Source organism: Marinobacter manganoxydans MnI7-9 (genome assembly GCF_000235625.1).
Classification (GTDB): domain Bacteria; phylum Pseudomonadota; class Gammaproteobacteria; order Pseudomonadales; family Oleiphilaceae; genus Marinobacter; species Marinobacter manganoxydans.
The window spans coordinates 46,924-72,122 of the sequence record NZ_AGTR01000009.1 but is presented as its reverse complement, the minus strand read 5'-3'; the positions used below and the strand labels follow the sequence as shown (position 1 = coordinate 72,122).

Annotated in this window: 24 protein-coding genes; 9 read left to right on the top strand and 15 right to left on the bottom strand. The window is 53.1% G+C overall.

Annotated features, from left to right (window positions below; translation table 11 throughout):
* Nucleotides 1-5: 5 nt before the first annotated feature.
* From KYE_RS01755 to KYE_RS01730, 6 genes are read right to left on the bottom strand one after another with little or no spacing between them, the layout of a single operon-like run.
* The gene (locus tag KYE_RS01755) at nt 6-746 is read right to left on the bottom strand and encodes a GntR family transcriptional regulator (protein WP_008169820.1); all 741 of its coding nucleotides are present in this window, start codon (nt 744-746) and stop codon (nt 6-8) included.
* 25 nt (nt 747-771) lie between these two features.
* A complete protein-coding gene (pcaC, locus tag KYE_RS01750) occupies nt 772-1,152 on the bottom strand; it encodes a 4-carboxymuconolactone decarboxylase (protein WP_008169818.1) in 381 nt (126 codons plus the stop codon).
* Between the two features lie 24 nt (nt 1,153-1,176).
* Entirely contained in the window at nt 1,177-1,683 is a 507-nt protein-coding gene (locus KYE_RS01745; protein WP_008169816.1) for a flavin reductase family protein, read from the bottom strand.
* Between the two features lie 14 nt (nt 1,684-1,697).
* On the bottom strand, nt 1,698-3,176 hold the full coding sequence (locus KYE_RS01740; protein WP_008169814.1) for an aldehyde dehydrogenase: 1,479 nt from the start codon (nt 3,174-3,176) through the stop codon (nt 1,698-1,700).
* A complete protein-coding gene (locus tag KYE_RS01735; protein WP_008169812.1) occupies nt 3,173-4,003 on the bottom strand; it encodes an alpha/beta fold hydrolase in 831 nt (276 codons plus the stop codon). Before KYE_RS01735 ends, KYE_RS01740 begins: the two co-directional genes overlap by 4 nt.
* 17 nt (nt 4,004-4,020) lie before the next feature.
* Nucleotides 4,021-4,620: an amino acid synthesis family protein gene (locus tag KYE_RS01730; RefSeq protein WP_008169810.1), complete on the bottom strand. Its 600-nt coding sequence runs from the start codon at nt 4,618-4,620 to the stop codon at nt 4,021-4,023.
* Between the two features lie 347 nt (nt 4,621-4,967).
* Here KYE_RS01730 and KYE_RS01725 point away from each other — a divergent pair, with 347 nt between their 5' ends.
* From KYE_RS01725 to KYE_RS01710, 4 genes are all read left to right on the top strand, one after another.
* Nucleotides 4,968-6,545 carry a BCCT family transporter gene (locus KYE_RS01725; RefSeq protein WP_008169808.1) on the top strand — a complete coding sequence of 526 codons (1,578 nt, stop codon included), beginning with the start codon at nt 4,968-4,970 and terminating at the stop codon, nt 6,543-6,545.
* A gap of 23 nt (nt 6,546-6,568) precedes the next feature.
* Nucleotides 6,569-7,612 carry an LLM class flavin-dependent oxidoreductase gene (locus KYE_RS01720; RefSeq protein WP_008169806.1) on the top strand — a complete coding sequence of 348 codons (1,044 nt, stop codon included), beginning with the start codon at nt 6,569-6,571 and terminating at the stop codon, nt 7,610-7,612.
* A gap of 86 nt (nt 7,613-7,698) precedes the next feature.
* Nucleotides 7,699-9,156 carry an NAD-dependent succinate-semialdehyde dehydrogenase gene (locus tag KYE_RS01715; protein WP_008169804.1) on the top strand — a complete coding sequence of 486 codons (1,458 nt, stop codon included), beginning with the start codon at nt 7,699-7,701 and terminating at the stop codon, nt 9,154-9,156.
* A 626-nt stretch (nt 9,157-9,782) separates the two neighbouring features.
* Nucleotides 9,783-10,904: a DUF4113 domain-containing protein gene (locus KYE_RS01710; RefSeq protein WP_008169802.1), complete on the top strand. Its 1,122-nt coding sequence runs from the start codon at nt 9,783-9,785 to the stop codon at nt 10,902-10,904.
* A gap of 9 nt (nt 10,905-10,913) precedes the next feature.
* Here KYE_RS01710 and KYE_RS01705 read toward each other — a convergent pair whose 3' ends face one another.
* The 6 genes from KYE_RS01705 to KYE_RS21515 all read right to left on the bottom strand — a co-directional run bounded on the left by KYE_RS01705 (nt 10,914) and on the right by KYE_RS21515 (nt 14,667).
* A complete protein-coding gene (locus tag KYE_RS01705) occupies nt 10,914-11,867 on the bottom strand; it encodes a hypothetical protein (RefSeq protein ID WP_008169800.1) in 954 nt (317 codons plus the stop codon).
* Nucleotides 11,868-12,027: 160 nt separating this feature from the next.
* Entirely contained in the window at nt 12,028-12,579 is a 552-nt protein-coding gene (locus KYE_RS01700; protein WP_008169798.1) for a response regulator, read from the bottom strand.
* Between the two features lie 136 nt (nt 12,580-12,715).
* On the bottom strand, nt 12,716-13,324 hold the full coding sequence (locus KYE_RS01695; protein WP_008169797.1) for a helix-turn-helix transcriptional regulator: 609 nt from the start codon (nt 13,322-13,324) through the stop codon (nt 12,716-12,718).
* 13 nt (nt 13,325-13,337) lie between these two features.
* Nucleotides 13,338-13,847, bottom strand: a complete 510-nt coding sequence (locus KYE_RS01690) for a hypothetical protein (RefSeq protein ID WP_008169795.1) — start codon at nt 13,845-13,847, stop codon at nt 13,338-13,340.
* A gap of 32 nt (nt 13,848-13,879) precedes the next feature.
* Nucleotides 13,880-14,290 (bottom strand): response regulator, encoded by a 411-nt coding sequence (locus tag KYE_RS01685; protein ID WP_008169793.1) that lies wholly within the window; start codon nt 14,288-14,290, stop codon nt 13,880-13,882.
* Nucleotides 14,290-14,667 carry a hypothetical protein gene (locus KYE_RS21515; RefSeq protein ID WP_008169791.1) on the bottom strand — a complete coding sequence of 126 codons (378 nt, stop codon included), beginning with the start codon at nt 14,665-14,667 and terminating at the stop codon, nt 14,290-14,292. The genes KYE_RS01685 and KYE_RS21515 overlap by 1 nt, the downstream gene beginning before the upstream one ends.
* A 184-nt stretch (nt 14,668-14,851) precedes the next feature.
* Here KYE_RS21515 and KYE_RS01675 point away from each other — a divergent pair, with 184 nt between their 5' ends.
* Nucleotides 14,852-15,736: an alpha/beta fold hydrolase gene (locus KYE_RS01675; RefSeq protein ID WP_008169789.1), complete on the top strand. Its 885-nt coding sequence runs from the start codon at nt 14,852-14,854 to the stop codon at nt 15,734-15,736.
* Nucleotides 15,737-18,355, top strand: a complete 2,619-nt coding sequence (locus KYE_RS01670) for an ATP-binding protein (protein WP_008169786.1) — start codon at nt 15,737-15,739, stop codon at nt 18,353-18,355.
* Between the two features lie 77 nt (nt 18,356-18,432).
* Here the strand turns inward: KYE_RS01670 and KYE_RS01665 are convergent, their stop codons facing one another.
* Entirely contained in the window at nt 18,433-21,447 is a 3,015-nt protein-coding gene (locus KYE_RS01665) for a Tn3 family transposase (protein WP_008169784.1), read from the bottom strand.
* Nucleotides 21,448-21,519: 72 nt separating this feature from the next.
* Nucleotides 21,520-21,912, bottom strand: coding sequence for a hypothetical protein (locus tag KYE_RS01660; protein WP_008169782.1), 393 nt, complete (start codon nt 21,910-21,912; stop codon nt 21,520-21,522).
* Nucleotides 21,913-22,068: 156 nt separating this feature from the next.
* Here KYE_RS01660 and KYE_RS01655 point away from each other — a divergent pair, with 156 nt between their 5' ends.
* Nucleotides 22,069-22,662 carry an FMN-binding negative transcriptional regulator gene (locus tag KYE_RS01655; protein ID WP_227497719.1) on the top strand — a complete coding sequence of 198 codons (594 nt, stop codon included), beginning with the start codon at nt 22,069-22,071 and terminating at the stop codon, nt 22,660-22,662.
* Between the two features lie 326 nt (nt 22,663-22,988).
* Here KYE_RS01655 and KYE_RS01650 read toward each other — a convergent pair whose 3' ends face one another.
* Nucleotides 22,989-24,014 carry an IS110 family transposase gene (locus KYE_RS01650; protein WP_008169778.1) on the bottom strand — a complete coding sequence of 342 codons (1,026 nt, stop codon included), beginning with the start codon at nt 24,012-24,014 and terminating at the stop codon, nt 22,989-22,991.
* A gap of 119 nt (nt 24,015-24,133) precedes the next feature.
* On the opposite strand from KYE_RS01650, the gene KYE_RS01645 reads away from it, so the two are divergent.
* Nucleotides 24,134-24,409, top strand: coding sequence for a hypothetical protein (locus KYE_RS01645; RefSeq protein ID WP_008169776.1), 276 nt, complete (start codon nt 24,134-24,136; stop codon nt 24,407-24,409).
* Between the two features lie 116 nt (nt 24,410-24,525).
* The gene (locus KYE_RS22285) at nt 24,526-25,026 is read left to right on the top strand and encodes a GNAT family N-acetyltransferase (RefSeq protein ID WP_081467486.1); all 501 of its coding nucleotides are present in this window, start codon (nt 24,526-24,528) and stop codon (nt 25,024-25,026) included.
* The last annotated feature ends 173 nt before the right edge of the window (nt 25,027-25,199 follow it).

Genomic DNA, 25,199 nt, shown 5'->3' with positions numbered 1-25,199 from the left:
TAACCTCACTGGAGGCTTCTCGCCACACTGACGGGCGGTGAGATAGGCTCAACCGATTCGCCCTGCTTTTCAGCCAGCGCTGCCAAGGCAACGTTGGCGGCGGCCTTAATGTGCTCGACACAGGCTTCATGGGCTGCTTCAGCGTTTCTGGCTTTAATCGCCTCGACGATTTTTGTCATTTCCTGAAAACTGTCGAGATAGCGCTCCTTCTGAGAAACAGAGGTGGCTCGTAGGTAGTTTACTCGGGCTTGTAACAGGCTAAGAAACTGGCCCGCAACTCGATTGCCCGCACCTTCATAGAGAACGCCATAGAAGTCACTGACGGCATTAACGATGGCTACGGTATCTCCGCTTCGGAGAGTCGCTTTTAGAATCTCCCACGCATGATCGAAATCTGCCATCTGTTTGTCCGTGGCCTTCTGAGTGAATAGCTGGACCACCATGCTCTCTAGAACGCAGCGCAGTTCATATATATCCCGTGCGTCTTCGAGTGTAATGACAGCAACGCGTGGCCCGCGGCCGCCCTCGCTTTCTACGAGACCTTCCGCCTCCAAATGACGAAGGGCTTCACGCACGGATGTTCTGCTGACGCCGAGACGTTTGCAGAGGTCTCGTTCTACCAAGCGGTCACCAGGCAGAAGCTGGAAGCTCATAATGGCTTGACGAAGCTTATCGAGCACCATCTCCCGCAGCGTTGGTTGGTTACGTGAGACCTTAAGGCTGTCATCTAATGGGGTCCGTTGCATTTCTTCTCCTGGCTCCAGGCTGTGACTAGATTTCGCCCATTTCGACGAGGACCTCGCGGGCTTGACGGAAAGCATCAATGGCGGCCGGAATCCCGCAGTAGATAGCCGTCTGCATCAGCACTTCTCGGATTTCTTCAACGCGCATACCATTGTTGATGGCACCCCGGACATGCAGGCGCAGTTCGTGCGGACGGTTCAGGGCTGTGAGCATGGCCAAGTTTATCACGCTGCGGTCCCGGTCGCTGAGACCGTCGCGTTGCCACACGTTGCCCCAGCAGTATTCAGTCACCAGTTCTTGTAGGGGGTGAGAGAAGTCGTCGGCATTTTTCATGGAACGTTCGACGTGCTCGTTACCCAGAACTTTGCGGCGCTTGTCCAGACCGCGTTCAAATCGTTCGTCTGACATATGATTATCCTCTTCACATTGAGGTTAGGAGGCGCGGGCGAGCGCGCGCAGATTTTCCGGCAATTGGTCCATCTTTCCGCGGCAATAGAGCAACGGATCGACCTGATCGCCGCCGCACCACAGTTTCTCCACCTCACCCACCAAGATCGCGTGGTCACCGCCCGGGTAGTCTTCCCAAACGCGGCATTCCAGATAGGCGGCAGCGCCGCAAATCAGGGCGTTCTGCAGCTCAGAACAACGCCAGTCAATGCCTTCACCTTTATTTTTACCCTTGCCGGCAAAGCGGTAGGCGATAGCTTGTTGGTCATGCCCCAGAATATGAATTGCAAAGCGCCCGTTTCGCTTGATGACGGGATACGAATCCGAGTTAAGGCTAGGGCAGATTAGCACCAGCGGAGGATCCATGGACACCGCAGAAAACGCACTTGCGGTGAAGCCAACCAGGCAGCCTTCCTCGTCGAGGGCAGTGACCACCGTGACGCCAGTTGGAAAGGCACCGAGAACTTGTTTGTAATCTTGTGTGTCGATCATCGCACTCTCCCGTATTAACGCATGATGAAAGGGTCGGGCATTGGATCTGAGGACAAATTGATCCACAGGGTTTTTAGGTCGGTGTAATCGCGTACCGCGTCGATGCCACATTCGCGGCCGTAGCCACTCGCGCCAAATCCGCCGATCGGTGCCATCGCCGAAACCGCACGGTAAGTGTTGACCCAAAGGATGCCGGAACGTACATCGCGAGCCAGCCGATGGGCGCGTGCTACGTCGCGGGTCCAGATGCCGGCCGCCAGACCGTATTCGGTGTCATTGGCCAGGCGCAGGGCCTCGGCCTCGTCATCGAATGGGATCACCGCCACAACCGGGCCAAAGACCTCTTCCTGAACGATGGGTATCTGGTGGGAATGACAGGCCAGGATCGTTGGCGGGTAGTACCAGCCGTCTCGATCCTCCAGACGCTTGCCGCCGCACAGTACCTCGGCCCCATCTCTTCGCGCTTGGGTCACCATTTGGTCGATTTGATTCAATTGGGCCTCGGTGGCAATGGGGCCCATTTCCGTGTCTGCATCGGCGGGATTGCCAATGCGGATGGTCGCGGCGCGGTCGCGCAAGCGATCCAAAACCTCGTTGAGGATGGTGCGTTGTACCAGCAGTCGAGAACCGGCCACGCAGCTTTGTCCGGAGGCGGCGAAGATGCCTGCCACGACACCATTGAGTGCGCTATCCAGGTCGGCGTCCTCAAATAAAATGTTGGGTGATTTTCCGCCCAACTCGAGGGACAGTTTGGCGAAATTTTCCGCACTATTGCGGACCACGTGGCGAGCAGCGCCGGAACCACCGGTAAAAGCAATTTTGCGCACTTTGGGGTGAGCCGTCAGGGCTGCTCCGGTAGACGGACCGAAGCCCGTAACCAGGTTCACCACACCTTTCGGGAAACCTGCCATCTCCACCAGTCGCATCAGCTCGATAAGGCTGGCGGAGGCGTGTTCGGAAGGCTTGATGACAATGGTGTTGCCTGCCGCCAATGCCGGGGCCAGTTTGATGGCGGTAAGGTATAGCGGGCTGTTCCAGGGAATGATTGCGGCCACCACGCCCAGCGGCACTCGCATGGTCGCTCCGAACAGGTCTGGTTTGTCCAGCGGCAGGGTTTCGCCCACCACCTTGTCGGCCAGGCCAGCGTTGTAATAGAAGAACTCTGGCAGGTACCCCACTTGGCCCCGGGTCTCGCGGATCAACTTGCCGTTGTCACGGCTTTCCAGCTGCGCCAGTGTTTCGGCGTTCTCTGAGATCAATTGACCCAAGCGATACAACAGCTTGCCCCGGGCGGTGGCGGTCAGGCCAGACCACTCCAGACTCTCGAACGCCCGGTGCGCCGCCTGGACCGCGTCCTCAACGTCGGCTTCGTCGGCGTTGGGAACCTGGCACCAAGCGTCACCCGTCGCCGGGTTGTAGCTTTCGAATGTGGCTCCCGAGCGTGCGCCCCGCCACTCACCATCAATGAACATCGTCAGCGTATCCAGACTCATTCGAGACTCTCCTTTTGCAGGGAAGGCCGGTGCACTTTGGCGAGAAAGTCCAGCAGGAGGTCGTTGACCTGATCCGCCGCTTCAACCGGTGCCATGTGCCGCTGTCCTTCCAGAATATGTACGCGGGCGTTGGGTAGTTGCCCGGCCAGTTTGTGTGCCATGTCGGGCGTGGATCCGGGATCCAGCTCGCCCGTAGCAACCAGTACCGGGACCCGGATCGCACCTAGCTTGTCGGAGCCGAATCGGTCCTGAGTTCCAAACAAGGCGTAACTGCGATAATAGCCGTCCGGATCGTTGCTGGTGACCCGACGACGGACCGCGTCGATACGGTCTGGATGAGCCTGACGGAACGCCGGGCTGAACCAGCGCTCGAGGGCCCCCTCGACATTCGCGGCCGGACCTTGCTCAAGAGTTTGGGCTAACCGTTGGCCCACGCCTGCCCGCTCCTGGTCGTTTCGATTAAAGACGCTTGAGAGTACAACGAGCGCCTGAAGGCGATCGGGATAAAGAAGGGCAAATGCTCGTGCCACCAGTCCGCCCATCGAAAAGCCAGTGACCGTTGCTGTCGGCACGTCGAGCTCGTCGAGCAGTGTGACCAGCTGATCGGCGTAATCCTCGAGCGTGGCGTCCACCTTGGGAAGCGGGCTCTCGCCGTGGCCGAGCATGTCGTAGGCGATTACATCGTAATAAGGTGCCAGCGCCTCCATCTGTTCCTGCCACAGGGTGGCGTCCAGACCGACTCCGTGAATCAGTACCACAGGTTGGCCACTGCCTGCGCGCCAGTAACGAGTGCCCGACGCGCTGGTACGTGCTTGGGTTAGCAGCATTTGTCCTCCCCGGCCGGTCACTGTTGGGCGGCCTGCTCGGCTTCTTCGGCCAATTCTTTAAGGTCCTGGTAGCGGTTGCCAATGCGCGGGTGAAGTCGACCACCGTCCGCAGCACCCAGAACGACCACAATCTCATTGGCACGCGGCGCGTCCTCGATGCACATCTCCAATGTGATGTAGTGGGAACGGAGGCCCTCGTCGTGCTTGTGCATCATCGGGATCTGAATTGAGGTGCCCGGCGCGCCGCGTTTGTTGGTGAAACTCAGGTAGCTCTTGGCGCCCACTGCTTCCCGGAAATGGTTGCCGAATCGCAGGGTATGGATGATGGCAGAGGCGTGTTCGATCTCCCCCTCTGCACCGACTACGGCGGCTTTTCCATAGGCTTCGACATCGTCGCCGCTGATCTCATCCAGAATATGCTTGACGATTAGCTCGCCGAGCTCTGAGCAGCCGTTGCGAATCTCAGGTGACAGATCCTCCACGAATCCACGGCCGGCCCATGGGTTGCTGACTACGGCGGCCACACCAACCATGGTTACGGGTTTATCACTTGCCTTTCCGGCCTCGATGTACGTGGTTTCTCGGAAAGTGACGATCTTGCGAATTTCGAAACTCACTGGGTTTCCTCCTCGTTGCATTCCAGTTGCAGGTGGCTAAATGATGCCTGCGATTTTGGTATACCATAATATCAAAAACCTTTTAGAGCAACGTCAAGATTGGTTTGAGTGAAGAAAATTGGGTTCTGCCGAGCTTGTAAAATTTTAATAACAATAAAAACAGGTGCTTGGGGTTTGTCATACTAAAAAATAGCCGCTCTTAGGATAAAGCCTTTGCATTTCGTATTATGGTATACCAAAATCTGAAGCGCAGTTGTCAGATGGCCGTGCCGAAAACGAGCTGCCGAGAACTCGCTAGGCCTCTGAACCAGAACGATTCCAATGAATGAGCTCGGGAGGAAAATTTAATGCAGAAAGAACAATCGAGTATTCCGTGGCGAGAGCTATTCGCCGGCGTGGACAAAACAATGGCTGTCGCCTCAATCACGATGGTGTTGGCATTTGTTTTATTCACGGTATTACAGCCGGACCTGGCGAACGTTATTTACACGGGAGCCAAACAGTACATCGAGAACGAACTCGGCTGGTACTACATCCTGACGGTAAACGTCGTCTTGCTTGTTTCGCTTATGATCGCCTTCAGCCCCTATGGCAAGTTGCGCTTGGGTAGGGACGACGAGAGCCCGGAGTTTTCTAACTTCACATGGTTCGCAATGCTGTTCAGTGCAGCTGTGGGCACCGGGCTACTTTTCTGGAGCATCGCTGAGCCTCTAAGCCATCTCCAGGGCAATCCGTTTATTGCCATGGATGGTGTTGCCCCCAATACACTGGAGTCAGCGCAAACGGCGCTACGAATCACAATTTTCCATTGGGGTTTACACGGTTGGGCCGTGTACATTCTCGTGGGGGCGATACTTGCCTACTTTGCCTATCGTCGTGGGCTGCCCATGACCATCCGTTCCGCGTTCTATCCTCTGTTGGGCGACCGCATCTATGGCCCCATCGGCCATGCCATTGATCTGCTTGCCATCTTCGCCACCCTTTTTGGCACGGCCACCACGCTGGGGCTTGGGGTTTCCCAGATGAATGCGGGGCTGAATAGCCTGTTCGGGTTAGAAATCTCCGCTACCAATCAGGTGCTTTTGGTTTTAGGGGTGACTGTGGCAGCGACAGTGTCTGCGGTTTCTGGCTTGAAGAAGGGCATCCGCATGCTCAGCGAGTGGAATATTCACCTGAGTATGGTTTTGTTTGCCTTCTTTATTCTCGCCGGGCCTACGGTCTTCCTGCTTACCATCTTCACAACCGGCGTTGGTGATTACCTCGGTAATTTGCTGCCAATGGGCTTTTGGACCAGCCCGGACCCGGAGAGTCAGTGGCAGGGTTGGTGGACCATTTTCTACTGGGGTTGGTGGTTGTCTTGGGGCCCTTATGTGGGGATGTTCATCGCTCGGATTTCACGGGGACGAACGATTCGTGAGGTGCTCTTTGGCGGCATGTTCGCGGCAACCTTGGGCGCAATGGTATGGATCGTCATCTTTGGCGGTACGGCCCTTCACCTTCAATTGTTCGGTGGCGTTGATTTGGCAACAGTGGCCAATGAAAACGTAACCAAAGTTCTGTTCCAAACCATCGAAGCGCTCAACGTGCCCTGGGCGACAAGTTTCATGATTGGAATGGCCACTCTGATGATTGTGACCTGGTTCGTGACATCCGCCGATTCCGGAACTTTGGTGATCTGCACCATTTTGTCTCAGGGCAACCCGAATCCTCCGAAGACGTACCGCGTGATTTGGGGCTTGGGCTTGGGTGCGACGTCTGCTGTCCTGTTGCTGGCCGGTGGGCTGCAGGCCCTCCAAACCGCCGCTATCGCAGCCGCATTACCGTTTTCTATTGCCTTGCTGTTCATGTGCTACTGCATGTTCAAAGCACTGGCGAGCGAGCAAGTAGGCCAACCAGTGGCCGTTCAACAATCTGAAGCGTCGTAAAGGGCGTATCGAGGAGATTTACTATGCAGTTTTCGTTATTCCTTCACATGGAACGCTACCAGGGTGACAAAAGCCACCGGCAGCTGTTTGAGGAACTTTGCGAGCTCGTAAAAATTGCCGAAGCCTCCGGATTTCGAACAGCCTGGATTGGTGAGCACCACGGGATGCAATTTACATCTTCCCCAAGCCCGGTGGCTCAGCTGTCCTATCTGGCCGCCAAAACAGACCGTATTCGTCTTGGCGCGGGAACGTTTGTCGCCCCATTCTGGGATCCAATCCGTTTGGCGGGTGAATCGGCATTGCTGGATGTGATCAGCAGTGGGCGGTTGGAGTTTGGAATCGCCAGAGGTGCCTATCAGTTTGAATTCGACCGTATGACCAACGGCATGCAAGCCTCAGAGGGGGGGGCGGCTTTGCGTGAAATGGTGCCCGCCATTCGGGGCCTTTGGAAGGGGGACTACAGTCATCAGGGTGAGGTTTATAATTTCCCGACGACGACGAGCGTACCCAAGCCAATCCAGCAGCCTCTGCCCCCGATTTGGATTGCGGCAAGGGACCCAGCGTCTCACGATTTTGCGGTTGCGAATGCCTGTAATGTCATGGTCACCGCCCTGATGAAGGGGGACGAGGAAGTGGCCGACCTCGCCCAGAAATTCAATACGGCGTGTGCCGACCATCCTGAGGTCGATCGCCCTGAGCTAATGTTCCTCCGTCATACCTATGTGCACGAAGAAAAGGATGCCGACGGTTGGCGTCGTGGTGCGGAGGCCCTGCAACGGTTCTACCGGTATTTCTATGCATGGTTCAAAAATGACCAGCAGGCAGTCGACGGCTTTTTCGAGCCTGCCTCCGAGGAAGATGTTGCCAGTAACCCTGAGTTCTCTCTCGAGAGCCTGCACCGGAATATGATGATTGGCACTCCATCAGAACTGGTGGAGCGGCTCAAGAAATACGAGGCACTTGGAATCACGGAATACAGCTACTGGACTGACAACACGCTGCCTTTTGAGGAGAAGAAGCGCTCACTGGAGCTCTTTGCGTCTGAGGTGATGCCGCATTTTAAGTAAGTGTGATGATCAGAGCGAACCCGTTGATGAATGGCCGGCTGGCTATCGGACGGGTCGCTCTCATTGGTAGCTTGAGAGGTAATTCTATGAATCTGTTAGACGTCGTGTCGGGCGGGAAGAAAGTAGCGGCACTCATTGGAAGTGAGTGGCGTTTGGGAAACCAGCAGTACAATGTGACTAACCCTGCTAATGGCGAGGTTATTGCTCAAGTCGCAGATTTGGGGTCGGAAGACACTCTGGAGGCTGTGGCGGCTGCCGAAAAGTCCGGTAAAGAATGGCGCAAAGTACCTGTGAAGCAACGGGCCCGCCTTTTGCGGCGTTGGTATGATCTTGTGATCGAAGAAACTGATGCACTTGCGCAAATCATGACACTGGAGCAAGGCAAGCCACTCCACGAAGCGCGAGGTGAGGTCGTTTACGGCGCTTCTTTCATTGAGTACTTCGGTGAGGAGTGCAAGCGAGTCCTGGGTGATGTTTCGCCTGGTCCTGACTCCAGCAAACGTATTCTGGTTTTGCGTGAACCGGTTGGCGTTGTCGCTGCAATCACACCATGGAACTTTCCCCTCGCCATGATTACGCGAAAGTGTGCCCCGGCGCTCGCTGCTGGGTGCACGATCGTAATCAAACCCGCAGAGTCCACCCCGCTGACCGCACTGGCGTTGGCGAGTTTGGCTCAGAAGGCAGGCATCCCAGACGGGGTGATCAACGTCGTTACGTGTTCGCGTCCGGCCGAGGTTGGCGATGTGCTGTCCACGGATAGCAGAATTCGAAAGCTGTCGTTCACCGGGTCAACGCCGGTGGGAAAGCATTTGCTTTCGCGCTGTGCCAGTACCGTAAAGAAAACTGCCATGGAATTGGGCGGCAATGCGCCATTTATCGTCTTTGACGATGCCAATTTGGACGCAGCGGTTGAGGGGGCGATTGCCTCGAAGTTCCGCAATGCCGGGCAAACCTGCGTCTGCACAAACCGGTTTTTGGTTCAGGCCGGTGTTTACGACGCTTTCTTGGAGAAACTTACCGATAAAGTGCGGCAGCTACGGGTCGGCAACGGATTGGACGAAGGCGTCTTTATTGGTCCTCTCATCAATGCAGCTGCGGTCGAAAAGGTACAGGCCCATGTTAACGACGGACTTATGAAGGGCGCTCGGCTGCTCTGTGGCGGAAAAGTCCATGAGCTGGGTGGTCACTTCTTTGCTCCAACTGTCTTAGCGGACGTAACCGTGGACATGCTGGTCGCTTCGGAGGAAACCTTTGGACCCTTGGCCGCTGTCTTTAAATTTGAAAGCGAAGCTGAGGCAGTTGAGATGGCCAACCAGACACCGTTCGGGCTGGCGGCCTATTTCTACACCAACAACTATCGGCGTATCTTCCGGACCCTGGAGGCACTCGAATACGGCATGGTTGGCGTCAATGAAGGATTGATCTCGACCGAGCTGGCCCCTTTTGGGGGAATTAAGGAATCTGGTCTGGGACGGGAGGGCTCTCGTTACGGCCTGGAGGAGTTCACCGAGCTCAAATACGCCTGTCTTGGAGGGATCGATTAGGTTCCCTCGAGGAGAGCACGCCTTTCTACCAGCAACTTAGCAAAGGAGAGCGCATTATTGTTCTCCTTGCCTCCTATTTCACCAAATTTAAGGCTCCAGCGATTATTTCTCAGCACTCTACTCTCCCTAAACTGCTTTCAGTCCTGACTCTTGCATCGTTTATTCTTGCTCTTCAAGTCATGCCAGATAGTGCACGGCCTATTCGGTGGAATGAAAGGCGAAATTCCTACCGTGATGTGGCGATTTCGCCCATAAGGACCTAGGTCAACGTCGGTTAATAATTTAACAGCACGATGCTGAATGTTGTGATTTTCGAGTGATCACCTCTCTTTTGAACAAATCGTTGGAGATCTCAATGTTTCTGTCATTCCTAAAAACGCCCCTTTGCCCGAAACAGAGTTGACCTGATCCGTGAAAGACCATTGATCTACCTTCCCCTTCGTACCACGAATCTGAATGTCCGCTTTGCGACCTTAACGGCCGAATTATGCTGGTAATCTACGGCCAGAACCGGCCAAAATATTGTCACATTATCAGAGTGAAAACCTGAAAAAGTGTAACTCCGACTCTTTTCAATCCTTTCAGTCACTTATAAGGTTGTTACATGTAACCACAGGACTAATAAGATGGGACAGCCGATCTTCGAGTTGCGGGAGCACGTCGAGAAAAACGGCCTGGTGGTTTGCTCTTCAAACTATGCGCTCTACGGCGACATGAGTTTTCGCTTCATCCAGACCCTGGCGACCTTTTCGCCCGAGGTCATGCCTTACAGCATCGATGAGGCCTTCCTTGATCTGACAGGCATCGAATCGGTCGTGTCCTATGAGGATTTCGGGCATCAAATCAAGAACGTGGTGAGGCAATGGACCGGTCTGCCGATTTGCGTGGGCGTGGCGCCCAGCCCCACGCTGGCAAAGCTGGCAAATCACGGCGCCAAAAAGTACCCGGCGACCCGTGGGGTGGTGGATCTGACCGATCGAGACCGGCAGCGCCGTCTGCTCAAGCTGGTGCCGGCCGGCGATATCTGGGGAATCGGCTCAAAGCTGAGCAAGAGGCTGGCGGATCTTGGCATTCAAACGGGGCTCCAGCTGGCAGACGCCGATCCCAAATGGATCCGAAAGCATTTTTCAGTCGTTGTAGAGCGCACCGTCAGAGAACTCAACGGGGTCCCGTGCCACGAAGACCTCCTGGAAGTGGCCCCGGCCAAAAAGCAGATCCTCTGCTCAAAATCTTTCGGCACGCCGGTGACCGATCTGGACTCGATGCTTTCGGCGGTCTCCCACCATGCGACCCGAGCCGCCGAAAAGCTACGCAGGGAAAATCGTGAATGTGGCTACTTGGCAGCGTTTATGTCGACCAGTCGGTACCGGTCGGGCGAGCATTATGCGAACCAGAAGGGCATTGCTCTGCCGTATCCAACCGCGGACACCCGCGAGATCTGCAGACAAGCTGTGACACTCGCCAAAGCACTCTGGCGCGATGGCTATAAATACAACAAAGCAGGTATCGTGCTTTCCGACTTTCGAGTGCCCGGGGCGTGCCAGTCCGACTTTTTCAGTCGAATTGAGGACGACAAGCGAGATCAGGAGCTGATGCGGACCCTGGACAAAATCAACAGCATCTCCGGCAAGAATACCGTTCAGTTCGGGCGACAAATTCACAAAAACAAAAGCTGGCAAATGCGCCGGGAAAATTTATCCCCCGCGTACACAACCAGGTGGTCCGATATACCTGTAGCCCGAAGCTGACTCGCCGATCTAGTCGTCGGCGCTCGCTGGCGTATCTGGCCTGGACAGCCACTCGTGTAAAACTTCCGTGAATTTCGGGTTTATCAGGTAACCAATCGATGAGTGTGGGTTGGATTTACCGTTGCGGACATTCAGGTTGTAGATAGGGTGGATATCGCGAATACCACCACTGACCATGCCGAGCTTCATCATGTCCTTGTAGTCGTTGCGCAGCTTTCCATCGTGCGAGATGTAATCGTCTTCCGCAGCAATGTTGCACCACTGGCGGATGTTAGTGGGATATTTCTTGCGTCCTGCGTGATCAGCCCCTTTCAGCTTTGCCTTCACATTTTCGTCGCTCAGTGGCGAGCCCAGCGTGATGAAAAGGTCGACTCTTTTATTGCTTCCGTACTGATGACGGTACTCACCATAGTGCGAAAACTTCCAGAGATTGTCGTAGCTGATCATGGTGCCCAGGCTGTGAGCTACGAGGAGAATCTGATCATCGTTATCAAAGGCGGCCTGGAGACGGGGAGTGAGTGTGTTTCGGATGTCGCTGCCGAAATAGGATTCTTCTTCTTCCCAGTAATGCGCCATGTCCGGCGCCACGGCGGCGATTAGCGGCTGAGCCAAGTGCAGTTTGCCCAAAACGGCCGAAAACGTGTCAGCCAACGCTTCCTTCAGAAATCCAGCTTTTGACACCTTTTTATAGGTCGATTTTCCGAATTGACCTTTGGTGTAGCCTTTCAGAGTCTCGAGGGCCTCAAAGCGACTGGCCGGGTCTTCATCCGGTACGCCGAGGAAAGCATTCGAAAAATTGCCGTAATAGACGAATTCCTTGGCGACATTGTCGAAGAGCGTTTGTCCTGCGTCACCAAAATCTCTGTGAAGTCCGTGGGAAACAGACTCGTACCAGAGCGCTTTCAGATCGTTTTCGGCAGGCTTCTGGGCTCGTCCGTGAATGAAGATTATTTTCTTGGCCATGGGTTTCTCCGTTGTGCGTTCATGCAATGTGCGGGAAGCGGCTTTATTGCCAACTCTCGCGGAGCACAACTCAGTGGGGAGAACCACAGCATCCGTTATTATTTAAACCCAATAATCCCGAGAGGCTTCCTTACTTCACGAGGTAAAGCTGACGTACAGTTTAGACGACCGAACGGCGATAGGCACTGCTGTTCCGAAGCATCACTTCCGAAACCAGTAACCTCAAGTCCTCGGTGGACATGCTTTTGGAAACGACTCTCGCACCGGTGTTCACAATCCTGAGCCGCGTTGTCTGAGGCACGTTAGGATCCGCCGTCACCATGACTTTGAAGATTTCCTGATTCGGATGCGTCCTGTCATGTCTCAGCCATTCAAACAGCTTGATCCCATCCACTTGCGGCATGTGGTAGTCGATTAACAGCATGTCGTAGGTCGCTTCCTCTAAGTGGGCGATGCCCAGGACCGGGTCATTACAGGTGGTCAGCTGAACCTGACTGATAACCCCGGTTTTGGGGGAAAACCTACGGGTCATCTGCTGGAGATATGCTTCGTTGTCATCCATCAACAGCACACGCAACCTGTGATCGCCGGCGCCAATGAATGAGTAATCGATATTCAGATCAGTTGCCTGATCAATGGTAGGTTCTGAGCGGTCAATCCCTGCACCATCAAATTTCCGCCCACTCTGTTCCATCAGAATGCGGTACGACATTAGATAATTACCTCTACAACCAATTTAACTCTCACAATTCATCCACGTTAACCACGCGTAATGATTGGATTAAATCGAGTGTATTAGGAGGCTATTTGGAGATCTGTAGGATAAATAAGACAAATGTAAAAAAATATTACATTGCCTGCAGTGCTTCAAAATGACGCATGCCCAGGAACACGCTCTCCTGCCGGGTTTCGACGTTTAATTTCGTGCAAATTCTGCTTACGTAGGAATGAACCGTTTGTGGGGAAATATCCAATTTTGTGGCGATGTTCACAGATTTCTGACCGCAGCATAACTCGCGCAGAACCAATCGCTCACGCTCTGACAGGCAATCGAATATGGAAGATGAAGACTGCTCAAACTCCTTGCATACCATAAGGCCGCTCCCACGGCCGGCAAGGATGCTCTCCACACGTTTCACAGTATCATCAAGGGAATGATTTAAATCGATGACCGTGTGGACGCCGCGCGCGAGCAAAACTTCAGGACGGGCATGCGATCCTAGTACCACTATCCGGGCACCAGGATGACGATTTACCAGTGGCCCTAGATTTCTGAAGGAAACCTTGTTCAGCTGCTCGATGTCGATCAGGACTAGTTTCGTTTCTTGGGTGGTCTGTGCGGTGTCGATGGACAATTGGGTGGCAATGTTTAATTGCGGCAACTGCTTTTTTAAGCCCATCTCCAGCATGTCCAGCATCAAGCGATGCTGATGAATAATAAGAATATCCTGATCCATCCGTAGACCTTTGCTATACCTGAAACGTGATGGAGCCCATCAACCGATCGTTCCGCTGGTCAATCTTGAGGCTCCCACAACTCTTTTCGATTTCATCCAATGCCAGCAACAACAAAGCGTTCCGGAACAGCGTCTCACTGTCTCGTGCCGAAAGCGGATCCAGATACGAATCACCAAAACATCCACCTGCATCGGCGTTTAACGTCATGCGACCCTTTTCCCTGGTAACGTCCAATGAAGGTCCTTTCTCGCCCTGACATCGTGTGATCAGCTCCAACGAGAGGGCCAAAGGAATCTTTGGATTGTGATTGTGACGGGTCGATTTATCGCTTTCAGCCCTGATCTTCCCTGCCGCGCGAAGAAAATCGAGCGAGAGACGATCATCTTCATCAATAGGCAGCAGCCCTACATCAGTCCAGTGCGCCTCGTACTCAATCGCGATTTTTGTCACCACATCCCGATATCTCTGAGCTATGTGAGCAGGAATAGCCAAGGTTTCGCACACAAGCCGGACATCCTTCATCCGACTCTCAATGATGGCCTCGCGCCATACATTTACAAGTTCCTGGGTTTTTTCATCCTCAGCTTTTTTCTTAGCTGATTAGCCCGGGCATGTTCCACCAGTTCAACTACTGTTTCGGGCTTCCAGGGCTTCTCGATGTACCCAATCACACCCGCATCGTTCACACATCGGCGCAAGGGCTCCACGTCTGCATAGGCGGTTGTGATTAACAACTGAGTGTGTTCGCATCGACGCCGAATTTCGACAAGCACCGAGTCACCGGCCATCTTCGGCATTCGCTGATCTGAGATAATTACATCGAATTCCAGGCCTTTATCCAGCGCGCTCAGCGCTTCCTCGCCGCTGATAAACGTATGGACATCGAATCGATCGCCAAACTCCCAATGGAACATCTTGAGCGTCTGAGGCTCGTCGTCGATCAATCCAACTCGTATTAGATCCATCAACCTGCAAGCTCCGTGGGGAAAAGATCTCTTTTCGCTTTCTCGGCCCAGATTTGCCCCAGCAAGGACTCTACTTTTTCGAAAGTTTCATCCAAACCACAAATTGCAGCCACATCCAGACGATTCAATGCAGCACGGATGTGCTGTGCCGTTGGTTCGGACATCGCTAATAGGGAGATAACTTCACCTTTGCACTCAGTCTCAGCGCGCTCAAGCCAATCGAGAGGAGGCTCAATCATGACCAGGATGTCGGCCGGCGGAAGAATGCTCCCATCACAGTAGCGGAAAGGGATAATGTCACCAAGCTCGGACAAGTCGTGCTTGAAAGGATTTTTCTCGGGTTGTGCACATACGATGCGCGGCTTCCAGTTCGGCATGCTCGTCCCTGCTTGCAAGTGTTTCTTGGCTTTGGAGTCCAACACCCTTAATACTAATCAACTTTCTGATGGCAGAAAATGTGGAACGACATCGCATTTTCAAATTTGGGTGGTTCGACACGCAAAAAGCGACATAAAATCGCTAACATGCTGTTTAAATGATGTTTTCAGAAAGGACTCTAATATGGACCACAGCACACCGGAGGAGGTCAAAGTAGCCGGCATGACCTGTCTTGTCTTCAACAAGCAGGCGCCTGGTACTCCAGTGGTTCTTATTCACGGTCTGCTCTGTTCAATCTATTTCTGGTGGCCTGACCACCTTTCCGTCTTTGGAGATCGTCCGATATATATCATCGGGCTTCCTGGACATTATCCGGCAACTCCACTTTCTTCATCCACCAAGCTTTCGGCGGACAGCTTGGCCGAGGCAGTCATACAGCAGGTGGATCAGCTATTAACCCCAGAATCGTCCTTCATTCTTGTAGGCCACTCTACTGGTGCGCACGCTGCCATCGCCGCGGCAGCAGTTTGTCCTGAGAGAGTAGAAGCTCTTATCTCCATAGGTGGCGCCACTACTGGCAAAGAGGAGGGTGGAATTTATGCCCTGTTTCAGTGGATGGCAAACAAACTGGGTGCCTTTGGTCGCGCTTTGATTGCACCCTCACTGCGTGCGAGTTCGTTGACCGCGGGCATACACAAAATCTTTATCGGGGACGTCATGGCCGAGCCCAAAAAGGTCATCAACCGTCCCGACTTCCAGGCCTACTTACCCTATTATTTCCCCGCGCTTCAAAAGATCAGCGGTGCATCAATGGGCATTTACTTTCGCGATTTGGCCAACATGGATCTCAGCGCCACCATCCCCAACATTCAGTGCCCAGCTCTGGTGATGTGCGGCAACTGTGACCCTTACGTTTCTATCGAGCGCACAAAGGAGCTTGCCAATAAGTTTCCGGACGGCCACCTTGCACTAATCGACAATAGCGGGCACATGCCGATGTTCGAAAACTGGCCTGAATACGAGACAGCAATTACATCATTCATGGATCGCGTGTTGAGCAGAAATTGAATGCTAACCAAACTCTATTCCATGCTGGGACAGTTCAGTCCCGCATTTCGAGACCTCAGCCATCTTGAGGAGCACCATAAAAGTTTTGAGGCTCAAAACTGGATCGATAGGGCGTACCTGAATCAGATCGGCTGTATTGTAAGCATCATCATTGTCACGCTCGGCATACCCCTCGATTACATCGTTTATCCCGAATACTTCGTCGAATTTGCAGCGCTTCGTGTCGGCGAGGTGGTGTTTCTGTCCATCATGTTTTTTGTCACGACCCTCGATTCCATGAGGCCTCACGTCTTTAAAATCACGGCCATCTTTACGGGATCAGTCATCGCCACCGTGGCCGTGATTATCTACGTCACCGAGGGTGCGGTCTCACCGTATTACGCCGGCATCAACCTGGTTCTAATCGGCATCGGTTTCATTATGGGCCTGACTTTTAAAGAAGCCCTCGCATACAGTTTATTTGCGATTCTTTCCTACCTGTTTGTCAGCGTTCTGGCCGGTGTTCCGGATGGGTCTTGGCGCATCGTCATCATCAACGGATATTTTATTTTTCTGACCGGCGTCATTGCCGTGATCGCCGCCTATTTCGGCTACAGAATCCGGTTCTATTCCTATGCCCAGGAAGTCGAGTTACAAAAATCCAATACGGCACTCCAGGAAATGGATCGTCGAAAGTCCGAATTCATCGCCAATGTTTCCCACGAACTACGGACGCCAGTGGCTGTAATCGTTGGTCCCGCAAAACATCTCCTTGAGCAGCAGTCTGGCCAGTTACCCCCCTCAGCAAGAAAAGTCGTTGAACAAATCGTTCGCAACGGAGGCCGGTTGATCAAACTCGTGAACGATTTGCTGGAGCTCATGGTTCTTGAGAACACAACGCTTGCCAAGGATAGCTACACGCGGGTTGACCTAAAATCCATCCTCAACATTTGCACAGATCAGCTCGCGCCTTTGTTCGGCAGCAATAACAGCCGGGTTCTCAATGCCGTTACCCCGCGTTATCCCGTATGGGTGGACGGTAATGAAAGCCAGTTAGAGCGCGTGTGCTTTAACCTGATTCAAAACGCCTACAAATTTACAGATCCCGGTAATGGCCAGATTGACGTTGAACTTGCGATCGCTGATGACTTTGCGACATTGAAGGTTAAGGATAATGGGGTCGGCATTGATCCTAAAAACCATGACATGATCTTTCAGCGTTACCGACAAGTCGATGGCTCTACAACACGTAAGGCACAAGGGACGGGTATAGGGCTCGCCTTAGTGAAAGAAATCGTTGAAGCGCACTCAGGGACCATTGCTGTCTACAGCCAACTGGGCTGGGGTTCGACCTTTACGCTTCAAATCCCACTAGCTCAAAACCAGACCGATGCTATTGACCCAAAAGAGACGGCGAACAACGACATTCGTCGCGATGCCGAAAGGGATTACCTGCTGAATTTCGATGTTCACACCACGCCAGAAACAGCCAACAAAACATACCGGTCAGAGGGGAAGCCGCTGCTTGTTCTCGTCGAGGATGAGAACGACATTGCCTCAATGATGCTCGATGCTCTTCAAGCCGATTACGACCTTGTTTGGCTCAAAGACGGAAGTTCAGCAGCGCAGGAAATTGAATCACTTAGACCTCACGTGGTCCTTCTCGATCACATGTTGCCAGGTAAGGATGGCCTGGATATCGCCAGGGAAATGAAACGATATTCCGACACATCGACCACGCCAATCCTTTTGGTGACTGCCAACGCCAGAGACACGCTGAAGCAGGATGCACTGGATCTTGGTATAGACGAATTCATTGCCAAGCCGTTTAGTTGGGTAGAACTGCGAGCGCGAGTTAAAAATCTGGTCAATCGTGCAAATTTGGAACGGGTGCTGAGTGACCGGAATACCGAGTTGCAAATAGCAATGGATGACCTGAGTCGCTCGGAGGCGCAACTGATTCAATCCGAGAAATGGCGATCGCTATCGAGCTTTTCTGGCGCGCTGATCCATGAAATAGGTAACCCGCTGAACATAGCCTTGAGTGCCCTGAGGGTTGCGGTTAAACAAACGAACCCCGAGATCCGGGCCGAAGCTTTAGACGATGCGAAAATCGGACTCGAGAGAATCAGCGACCTGATTGCTGATTTGAAGGATTTTCTCACGCCTGAGAACACACCCGTTTTGGAGCCGGTATCCCTTGAACAGGTGATTGATCGCTCCGAAGCCCTTCATCGGGATCGACTGGCCAACGTCGTTGTCCATCATGAGGGCTTGTCCGAAGCCTTTGTGATTGGGAACAAAAACGCGCTCATTCAGACGATAAGCAACCTCATAGGCAATTCGCTAGATGCTTTTGCACGGAGAGATTTACCCAACCCTAGCATCAGTATTTGCGCAACTTCAGATCAGCGATCTGATGGATCCTTTTACCGCATACAAGTATCTGACAATGGCCCCGGGATACCTGAGTCCGTTATCCCAATGCTCTTTACCCCATTCCATCCTGGTCCCGAAAGTACCAGTCTTGGTATTGGTCTATCTCTTTGCAAAAAGATGGTGGAACAAATGGGCGGAGAAATTATCTTGGCTGAAAGCCTCGAAGGGGCATCCTTTGAAATCTCACTGCCATCAGCATGATGGGGTTCTAGGGATTTTCCGTCCAAAAACGACAAAGTGCTCTGGAGGCCTCTCTGGCCGTGGCCTCCAGAGGGGTATTACTTTTCCCTGACAGGTAAATATCCCTCGATTGAGCGCATAAGCTCCTCCAGTTCTGGCAATTTTTCGCTCAATTCGAAATGGTAAGTCCCCTTGAGGTTAATGTTGTGCCAAGCCACAGGGGAGGCCTGTTTGACGATTCCTATTCTATGGGCGTCTCCATGGTATTCGAAGCTGGTCAGCAGCTGACTGAGTATCCTGGAGTTGAAATAGATGATGGCATTGGTGACTAGACGAGCGCACTCATTCCATAGCTGGATTTCTTCGTCTGAACTGCCCCGGAACTGATCCCCATTTACGCTGCTCACTGCCCTACGCAGTTGGTGATAGGCCTCTCCACGATTCAGCGCGCGCTGAACATAGTTTCTTAAACTGGCATCATCGATGTAGCACAGTAGATAATTCGCTTTCACCAGGCGGTTGTATTCAGTCAGGGCTTCCAGCAACGGGTGATTGTGCTTGTATCCCGAGAGCTTTCTCACCAAGGTGGCTTGTGTTGTTTTCCGTTGTTTAAGCGATACTGCGATCCGTTGGATGGTATCCCAGTGCTGCGCAATTCGATGCGTGTTAATGGGCTTTTTCAAGCGTAGCTGTATTCTATGGTCTTTGTCTTCCTTGACATCAAACATGTCATTGATCACTTTACCGACCTGGGCATAGCGCGGGGCAAACTGGTATCCGAACAGATCGAGCAACGCGAAATTCACATGGTTCACACCATGGGTGTCGGTTGAGAGCACATCCGGAATAATGTCTGACGTATTGCTCATCAACAAATCAAAGATGTAGTGAGATTCATGCTCGTTGGCACCAATTACCCTGGCATTAATGGCCGTATGATTGGCGATTAGGCTCATAGCAGAAACGCCTTTTTGTGTACCGAAGTATTTCGACGAGTAACGGGTTTTGAACGTCTCGCGCCGGGCTCCGAACTTTTGGCCGTCGGCACTTGCGTGTAAAACATCCTCCTGGATGTTGTAGTGCCTGAAGATGGGCAGCTTGGCGGTCGCGTTATTGATGTTGTCGTTGGCATCATTCAAGGTTTCCAAACGTAGGTAGTTTGCCTGGATGGTGCTGAGCTGATCATAGGTACGATCAGAGATCTGTGCCATACCGTAAATGCCTTGATTGGTTGCATTGCCGACCAGAATTGCCAACAGATCATATTCATGGGAACGGCTTCTGGATTGGGAACCCAGCACATGCGCGAAGCAGTCTATGAAGCCGGTGTCACGATCCACCATGCGCAGTACATCCGCGACACCCGTTGTAGGGATTTGCTGGAAGAAGGGATTGTTGACCAGATGATGTTTGCTGGCCGAAGGTAAGCGCCAGAAGTGTTTACCCTGCGGATTGCGCAAGATGATATTCCGGTTGTCTTCCTGTTCAAGATATTCACCGACCTCGAATAAACGGGTATCCAATTCAGTGGCCATCTGCTTTATCAGTTTCTCAGGCTCTTTGGCCAAATCGGTTAGCTGGCTCTGTTGCAGCAGCGTATATTTATGTTTTCGCCAATGCTCCCCGTCGATCAGATCAGCATCAAGCGCCCGGTATTTAATGACTTCAGGCAGTGTTAGTTGGCCATTCAGGCGATCAGGAATCTGCTGATAGAGGAACCACTCATAACGATCTAACAGGATGTTACCGTCACGATCCAGCAGGTATTCGTGTACTTTTTTCGGTAGAAACCGGGTATCGGCGGTTTGCAATTGGGCCAGGGTGTCGATTTCGCCTTGTGCTTTCGCCAAGGCAGTCGCTAAGTGCTGAGTGCCATCGCTGCCTTCAAAGCGCAGACATCGAAATAACTCTCGCAGTAAACCTTTACGCAGGCTTTCTTTCTCGTCGTAGTATTGCCACATGGCTTCATCGACTGATCGCCGCTGCTCGTTCAAGAAGAGACATACCGATTCCAGATCCTTTTTGGCCAGGAGGTTCAGTGCTTTTTGTCTTACTGTTGCAAACGGTAGTTGCAGATCAATTTCGTCATCAATGAATAGATGGAGCACTTCGGCCGCCTTGCTGACATTTTTGGCCGCTTTTTGCCAATCCTGATACACCGCTTCTTTTGCGTACTCCTTTGCCTTCTGTTTGGTCTGCCTGACATGATGCACAAAACCATCGGCAATACGTTCGAGTGCTTGTTGCCATCGCGTTTGCAAATAGCACAACAAATACAGCCGTTGGTTGCTTATGGTTTGCCGTTTCAGTTTGGCGCCGTAGTAGTCGACTTTCTCCGCCAGGTGTTGTTGATTTTTCTGCGACAGTGAAAGCAGGCTCAAGAGCAGGTCCACTTCTGACATCCAATGCTGGATGTTGCGATAGACAACCAGCTCTTTCTCAAGTTCGGTTCCAGTGAAGTTACGAGCCGATTGTCGCAACTGCCGGAACGGTAGTGCACCTTCGCCGTTTACGAGATCCGCCAGTGCATGCTTAAGATCTTGTGACATTGCACGCTCAAGGCGGTTGGCCATGTCTTCCTGTTCATCTCCCACCACTTGACTGATGATCTTTTGCAGCGTGCTGTAGGCAGGGATCGCTATCTTCTGTCTCGAACAATACTCAATGGCCGCATCGAAGAGGTGTCTTGGAGCCGTCCAGGCTCTGGCTTGCTGGGATAAGTAGGCGCTCAACGCAGCTCCGTGGTCTTTGGCATTCCAGCGCTGGTAGTTGCAGAGTTGGAAAATACGTTGGTAAATCCGTTCGTTCTCTTTTGGCGTGAGATTAAAGGGTCTACAGCCCGGCCCTGGTAGAATGGTTTGATAAACGTATTTGAGATCCTGCTTGATCTGGTGGAAACCGGGATGAAGCACCGCCGGCTTGGCCTTGAAATAGCCCAGCAGTACAACCAGCATGTAGCGCTGACCCCGGTGACGTAGGCTTGTAGCGATAGCCAGTTCCTTATCGTTCAGCGAGAAAAAGAAGCGTTGGTCTGCTGAGGTGAAAGCGGGAGGTCCATAAAACTGTTCTTGTTCCGCCTCGGACAAGATTTGAACACGTTCATCGAATGCCATGGATTTAGCCTAAAAAGGCCAAATCTTACCCAATCAGAGCCAAAATAGGGATATGGAAAAAGTAATACCCCTCTAGAGGCCATAGATGGCGGGGCTTCCAGAGCACTTTGTCGTTTTTGGACGGAAAATCCCTAGAACCCCATGACGTTCCACGTACTCGGCCCACAGCAGTTGCAGGGTCACGCCCTTGGTCTTGAGTTCCTGGTGGACCTGGAAGTAGTCGGGTTCAGCAAATCGAGATGGGGGTGTCTTGGCCGGGAACAGCTGGGCCTCTAACCGTACTTCATCCGTGCCCTCCGGCAACGGCCAGGTGATGCCCTGCGCGGTGGCCAGGCTGACGTACTTGCCGACCACGCCTTTGGAGAGTCCGCAGGCACGGGCAATCCGCTCATGGCTCAGGCCCGCTTCGTACTTGAGGCGCAAGACCTCGATGATCTGTCGCATGGAAATCCTCGCTGCCGGCATCCGCCCTTCCTCGTGATGAAAAAGAAACGGGTATGCCGGATAAAGCGGAAGAATTCCAGCGTGTTGGCAGTGATTCCGGAGGAACGTGACCGGTGATTCCGGCATCGTGACCGGCGATTCCGGAAAAACACCCGAAATCGGTCACGATAAAACGGAATGAGCGGTCACGATCACCCGGAACAGGCGGTCACGTTCAAACGGAATGGGCGGTCACGATGGGCCGGAATATGCACCAATCACGTACCCTTTCATCTGACCTCTGGGGCAAACGATGATCATGGATATCTTCAGTGTCATCTGGCCCGTAGTAATCCAGTCTGGAAACGCATGCAGGGCGGAGCTCAAGTGCTCGCAGTTTTTCAGGGGCCAGATGCTTATGTTTCACCCTCATGGTACCCAACCAAGGTTGAGACAGGTCGGGTTGTCCCAACATGGAATTATCTGGCTGTCCACGCGCAAGGGAGCGCTAGGATAATTGAGGATCCAAGCTGGTTAAAACATCATCTAGAGCAGCTAACAAACCAGCATGAGTCGCAAATGGTAGCTCCTTGGTCCGTGGATGATGCACCAACAGAATTCACTGAACGTCTGGTGCAGGCTATTGTCGGCGTAGAGATCAAAATTGAAGCTCTGACGGGCAAGCTGAAAGCAAGTCAGAATCAACCAGAGCGGAATCGGGCCGGTGTCAAAGATGGTCTCGAGACCGGAGAGGGAGCGCAGAACCGTGCAATGGCCAAGCTCATCAGCTAACCAGGGGCTGTTGTCGGACGGTTTTTCCGTCGCTTCGCTCCTACAAAACCGCCGCAAAGCCCAGCTACATGGACTCCCCCTGCGGTCAAGCAACGCCATTTGATTCCGAAGCGGTTTGAGACTGCAGCTCTACATTCGGCCTCTGGGTGGGCGTTACTGCCCGGGCCAGGATGATGATGCGTGTGAGTGATGACCTCATTCGTTAGTCGGCTTTTCTGCCGCATTGTTCAGCAGGCTCTATCACTCTCGGTCTGACCGTTCCGTCATCGCTTGCCGTTGCAAGACTCGGCTGGCAGGCGTGTTCTGCCTGTCGTTGCTGCCCGTTATCAGCCCTCTGCAGGCTGTGTTTTAAACTCGGTTTGGTTCATCAACAGCGCCCAGATAATCCGGGCATTCTTGGCCGCCAGTGCCACGGCGGCTCGTTTGTAGCCGCGGCGTTCCACCAACCCTTTGGCCCACTCGCTGAGTTGATCGTTCTTGTCGGCGAGTTTGGCAATCACCGCCCGGGTACCATGAATTAATAGCGTTCGCAGGTACTTGTCCCCGCGCTTTGTGATTCTACCCAGCCGGGGCTTGCCTCCGGTCGAGTACTGCCTGGGCACCAGCCCAAGCCAGGCGGCAAAGTGTCTTCCGCTTTTGAACTGTCTGGGATCCGGCGCACTGGCCAATATCTCGGTGGCTGTTTGGGGGCCGATGCCCGGAATGGCCATCAACCGTTTGGCCTGTTCGTCGCGCCGGGCCATGGCTTCGATTTCCCGGTCATAGGCCAGGATCTCCTCATCGAGCAGGAGAATGCGCTGGTTGATGTTGTTGAGTAAACGCCGGGCCAGCATGGGTAAACCGTTTTCAGCATCTTCCAGGATTTCGGGAATTCGATGTCGGGCGTGATAGCGCCCTTGAGGAATAATCAGTCCGAACTCGGCCAACAGACCACGAATCTGGTTGATCTGCGCGGTGCGCTCTTTGGTCAGCCCACGGCGGATGCGGTGCAGGCACAGCACTGCTTGTTGAGCTTCGGTCTTGATCGGGACAAAGCGCATATTGGGCCGGCTGACGGCTTCGCAGATGGCCTCGGCATCATTGTCGTCGTTCTTGCTGCTCTTGCGGTACGGAGCGACAAAGCGGGGTGCAATGATCCGGGCATCGTGGCCGAGCTTGGTTAACTCCCGAGCCCAGTAATGGGCACCGGAACAGGCCTCCATGCCGATCAGGCACGGTGGCAGTTGTGCGAAGAACGCCAGCAGTTTAGGACGATTGAGCCGTTTGCGAACCACGACCTTGTCGTGTTGATCGGTGCCATGAATACTGAACACAGTTTTCGCCAGATCGATGCCGATGGGTGTAACATTCATGATGGCTTCTCCTGCTTTCGCTTGAAGACTTCGACACCTTCAATGTGGCACATCGATGCTGAGGGAGCAGGGGGAGTCCATATCATTCGTTAACAGGCAACCAGCAAAGGAGGTGCAAAATGCTATCCCGAGAGCAGTCGGAGGCGGCTTCGAAAGCCGTTCTTGAGCCCAAGCGCCGGCAGTTGTCTCTGAGACAGGAAAGTAATCGCCAGCGAGAAGAATTTTGGGAAGCCCATAGGCAAAAGGCGGTCGTCGGTCTGGTAGGCTTTGGTTTGGGTGGTACGCTGGGGTATTACGCTATTGGAGATGTGTTTCCCTGGAATATGGTTGGGGTAGGTATTGGTTTTGCACTGGCTACGATTTGCCGAGGTCTTGGTATTCCAGTTAACAAGTAGCTCCAGTACGTTCCGGCCCTGACGGGCCTTCACCGGACCGCCTTTTCTTCGCGTTCGCTCCGCAAAGGCGGCCGCTAAGCATGGCGATACTCACATAGGTCGCGATACGTGCCAACATGAAAATTCGTGGAATGTCACAGTCTGATCTCCCGGCGATTTCTCGCATACAGAGGGAATGCTATAGCGAGGCCATTCTTGAATCCGTAGATTCATTTTCGGCAAAGCTCTCTACCTCTCCTCATTTCTGTTTTTCCGCAGTCCAAGGGCAGCTGGTGGTGGGCTACGTTGTATCTTTACCATGGGTGTTCGGCGAAATACCCGAGCTGGATGGCAGTGAGTATTCGGTGCCTCCAAATGCGGATGGCTTGTATATCCACGATATGGCAGTAACGCCCTCCGCTCGTGATCTAGGTGCTGCAAAACACATGCTGAACGCAGTACTAGATACCGCAAGCCAGAGGGGTTACAAGCGGATATTCTTGGTTGCTATCCAGGGAGCATCATCGTATTGGATGCGCCATGGATTCGAGGTTGTGCCGGCAGGCGCGTCGCTTAAGAGAGACCTATCTGCATATGGGCGAGAAGCGGTATATATGGCTAGTGTCCCGTCTGGCTAATTCCTCAATCTACTGAGCTTCTGAGAAGCCGAAGAGCTAGGCGTGCTGGTGAAGGTTTGGTGGTTCCAAATCGAGACAGCAGAACGACGCTTTTCGGCTTCTCAGAGGCAAGCAGTAGATTAAGGAATTAGCCAGACGAGACACTAGAAGTGAGAATTAGTATCAAGTGCAGG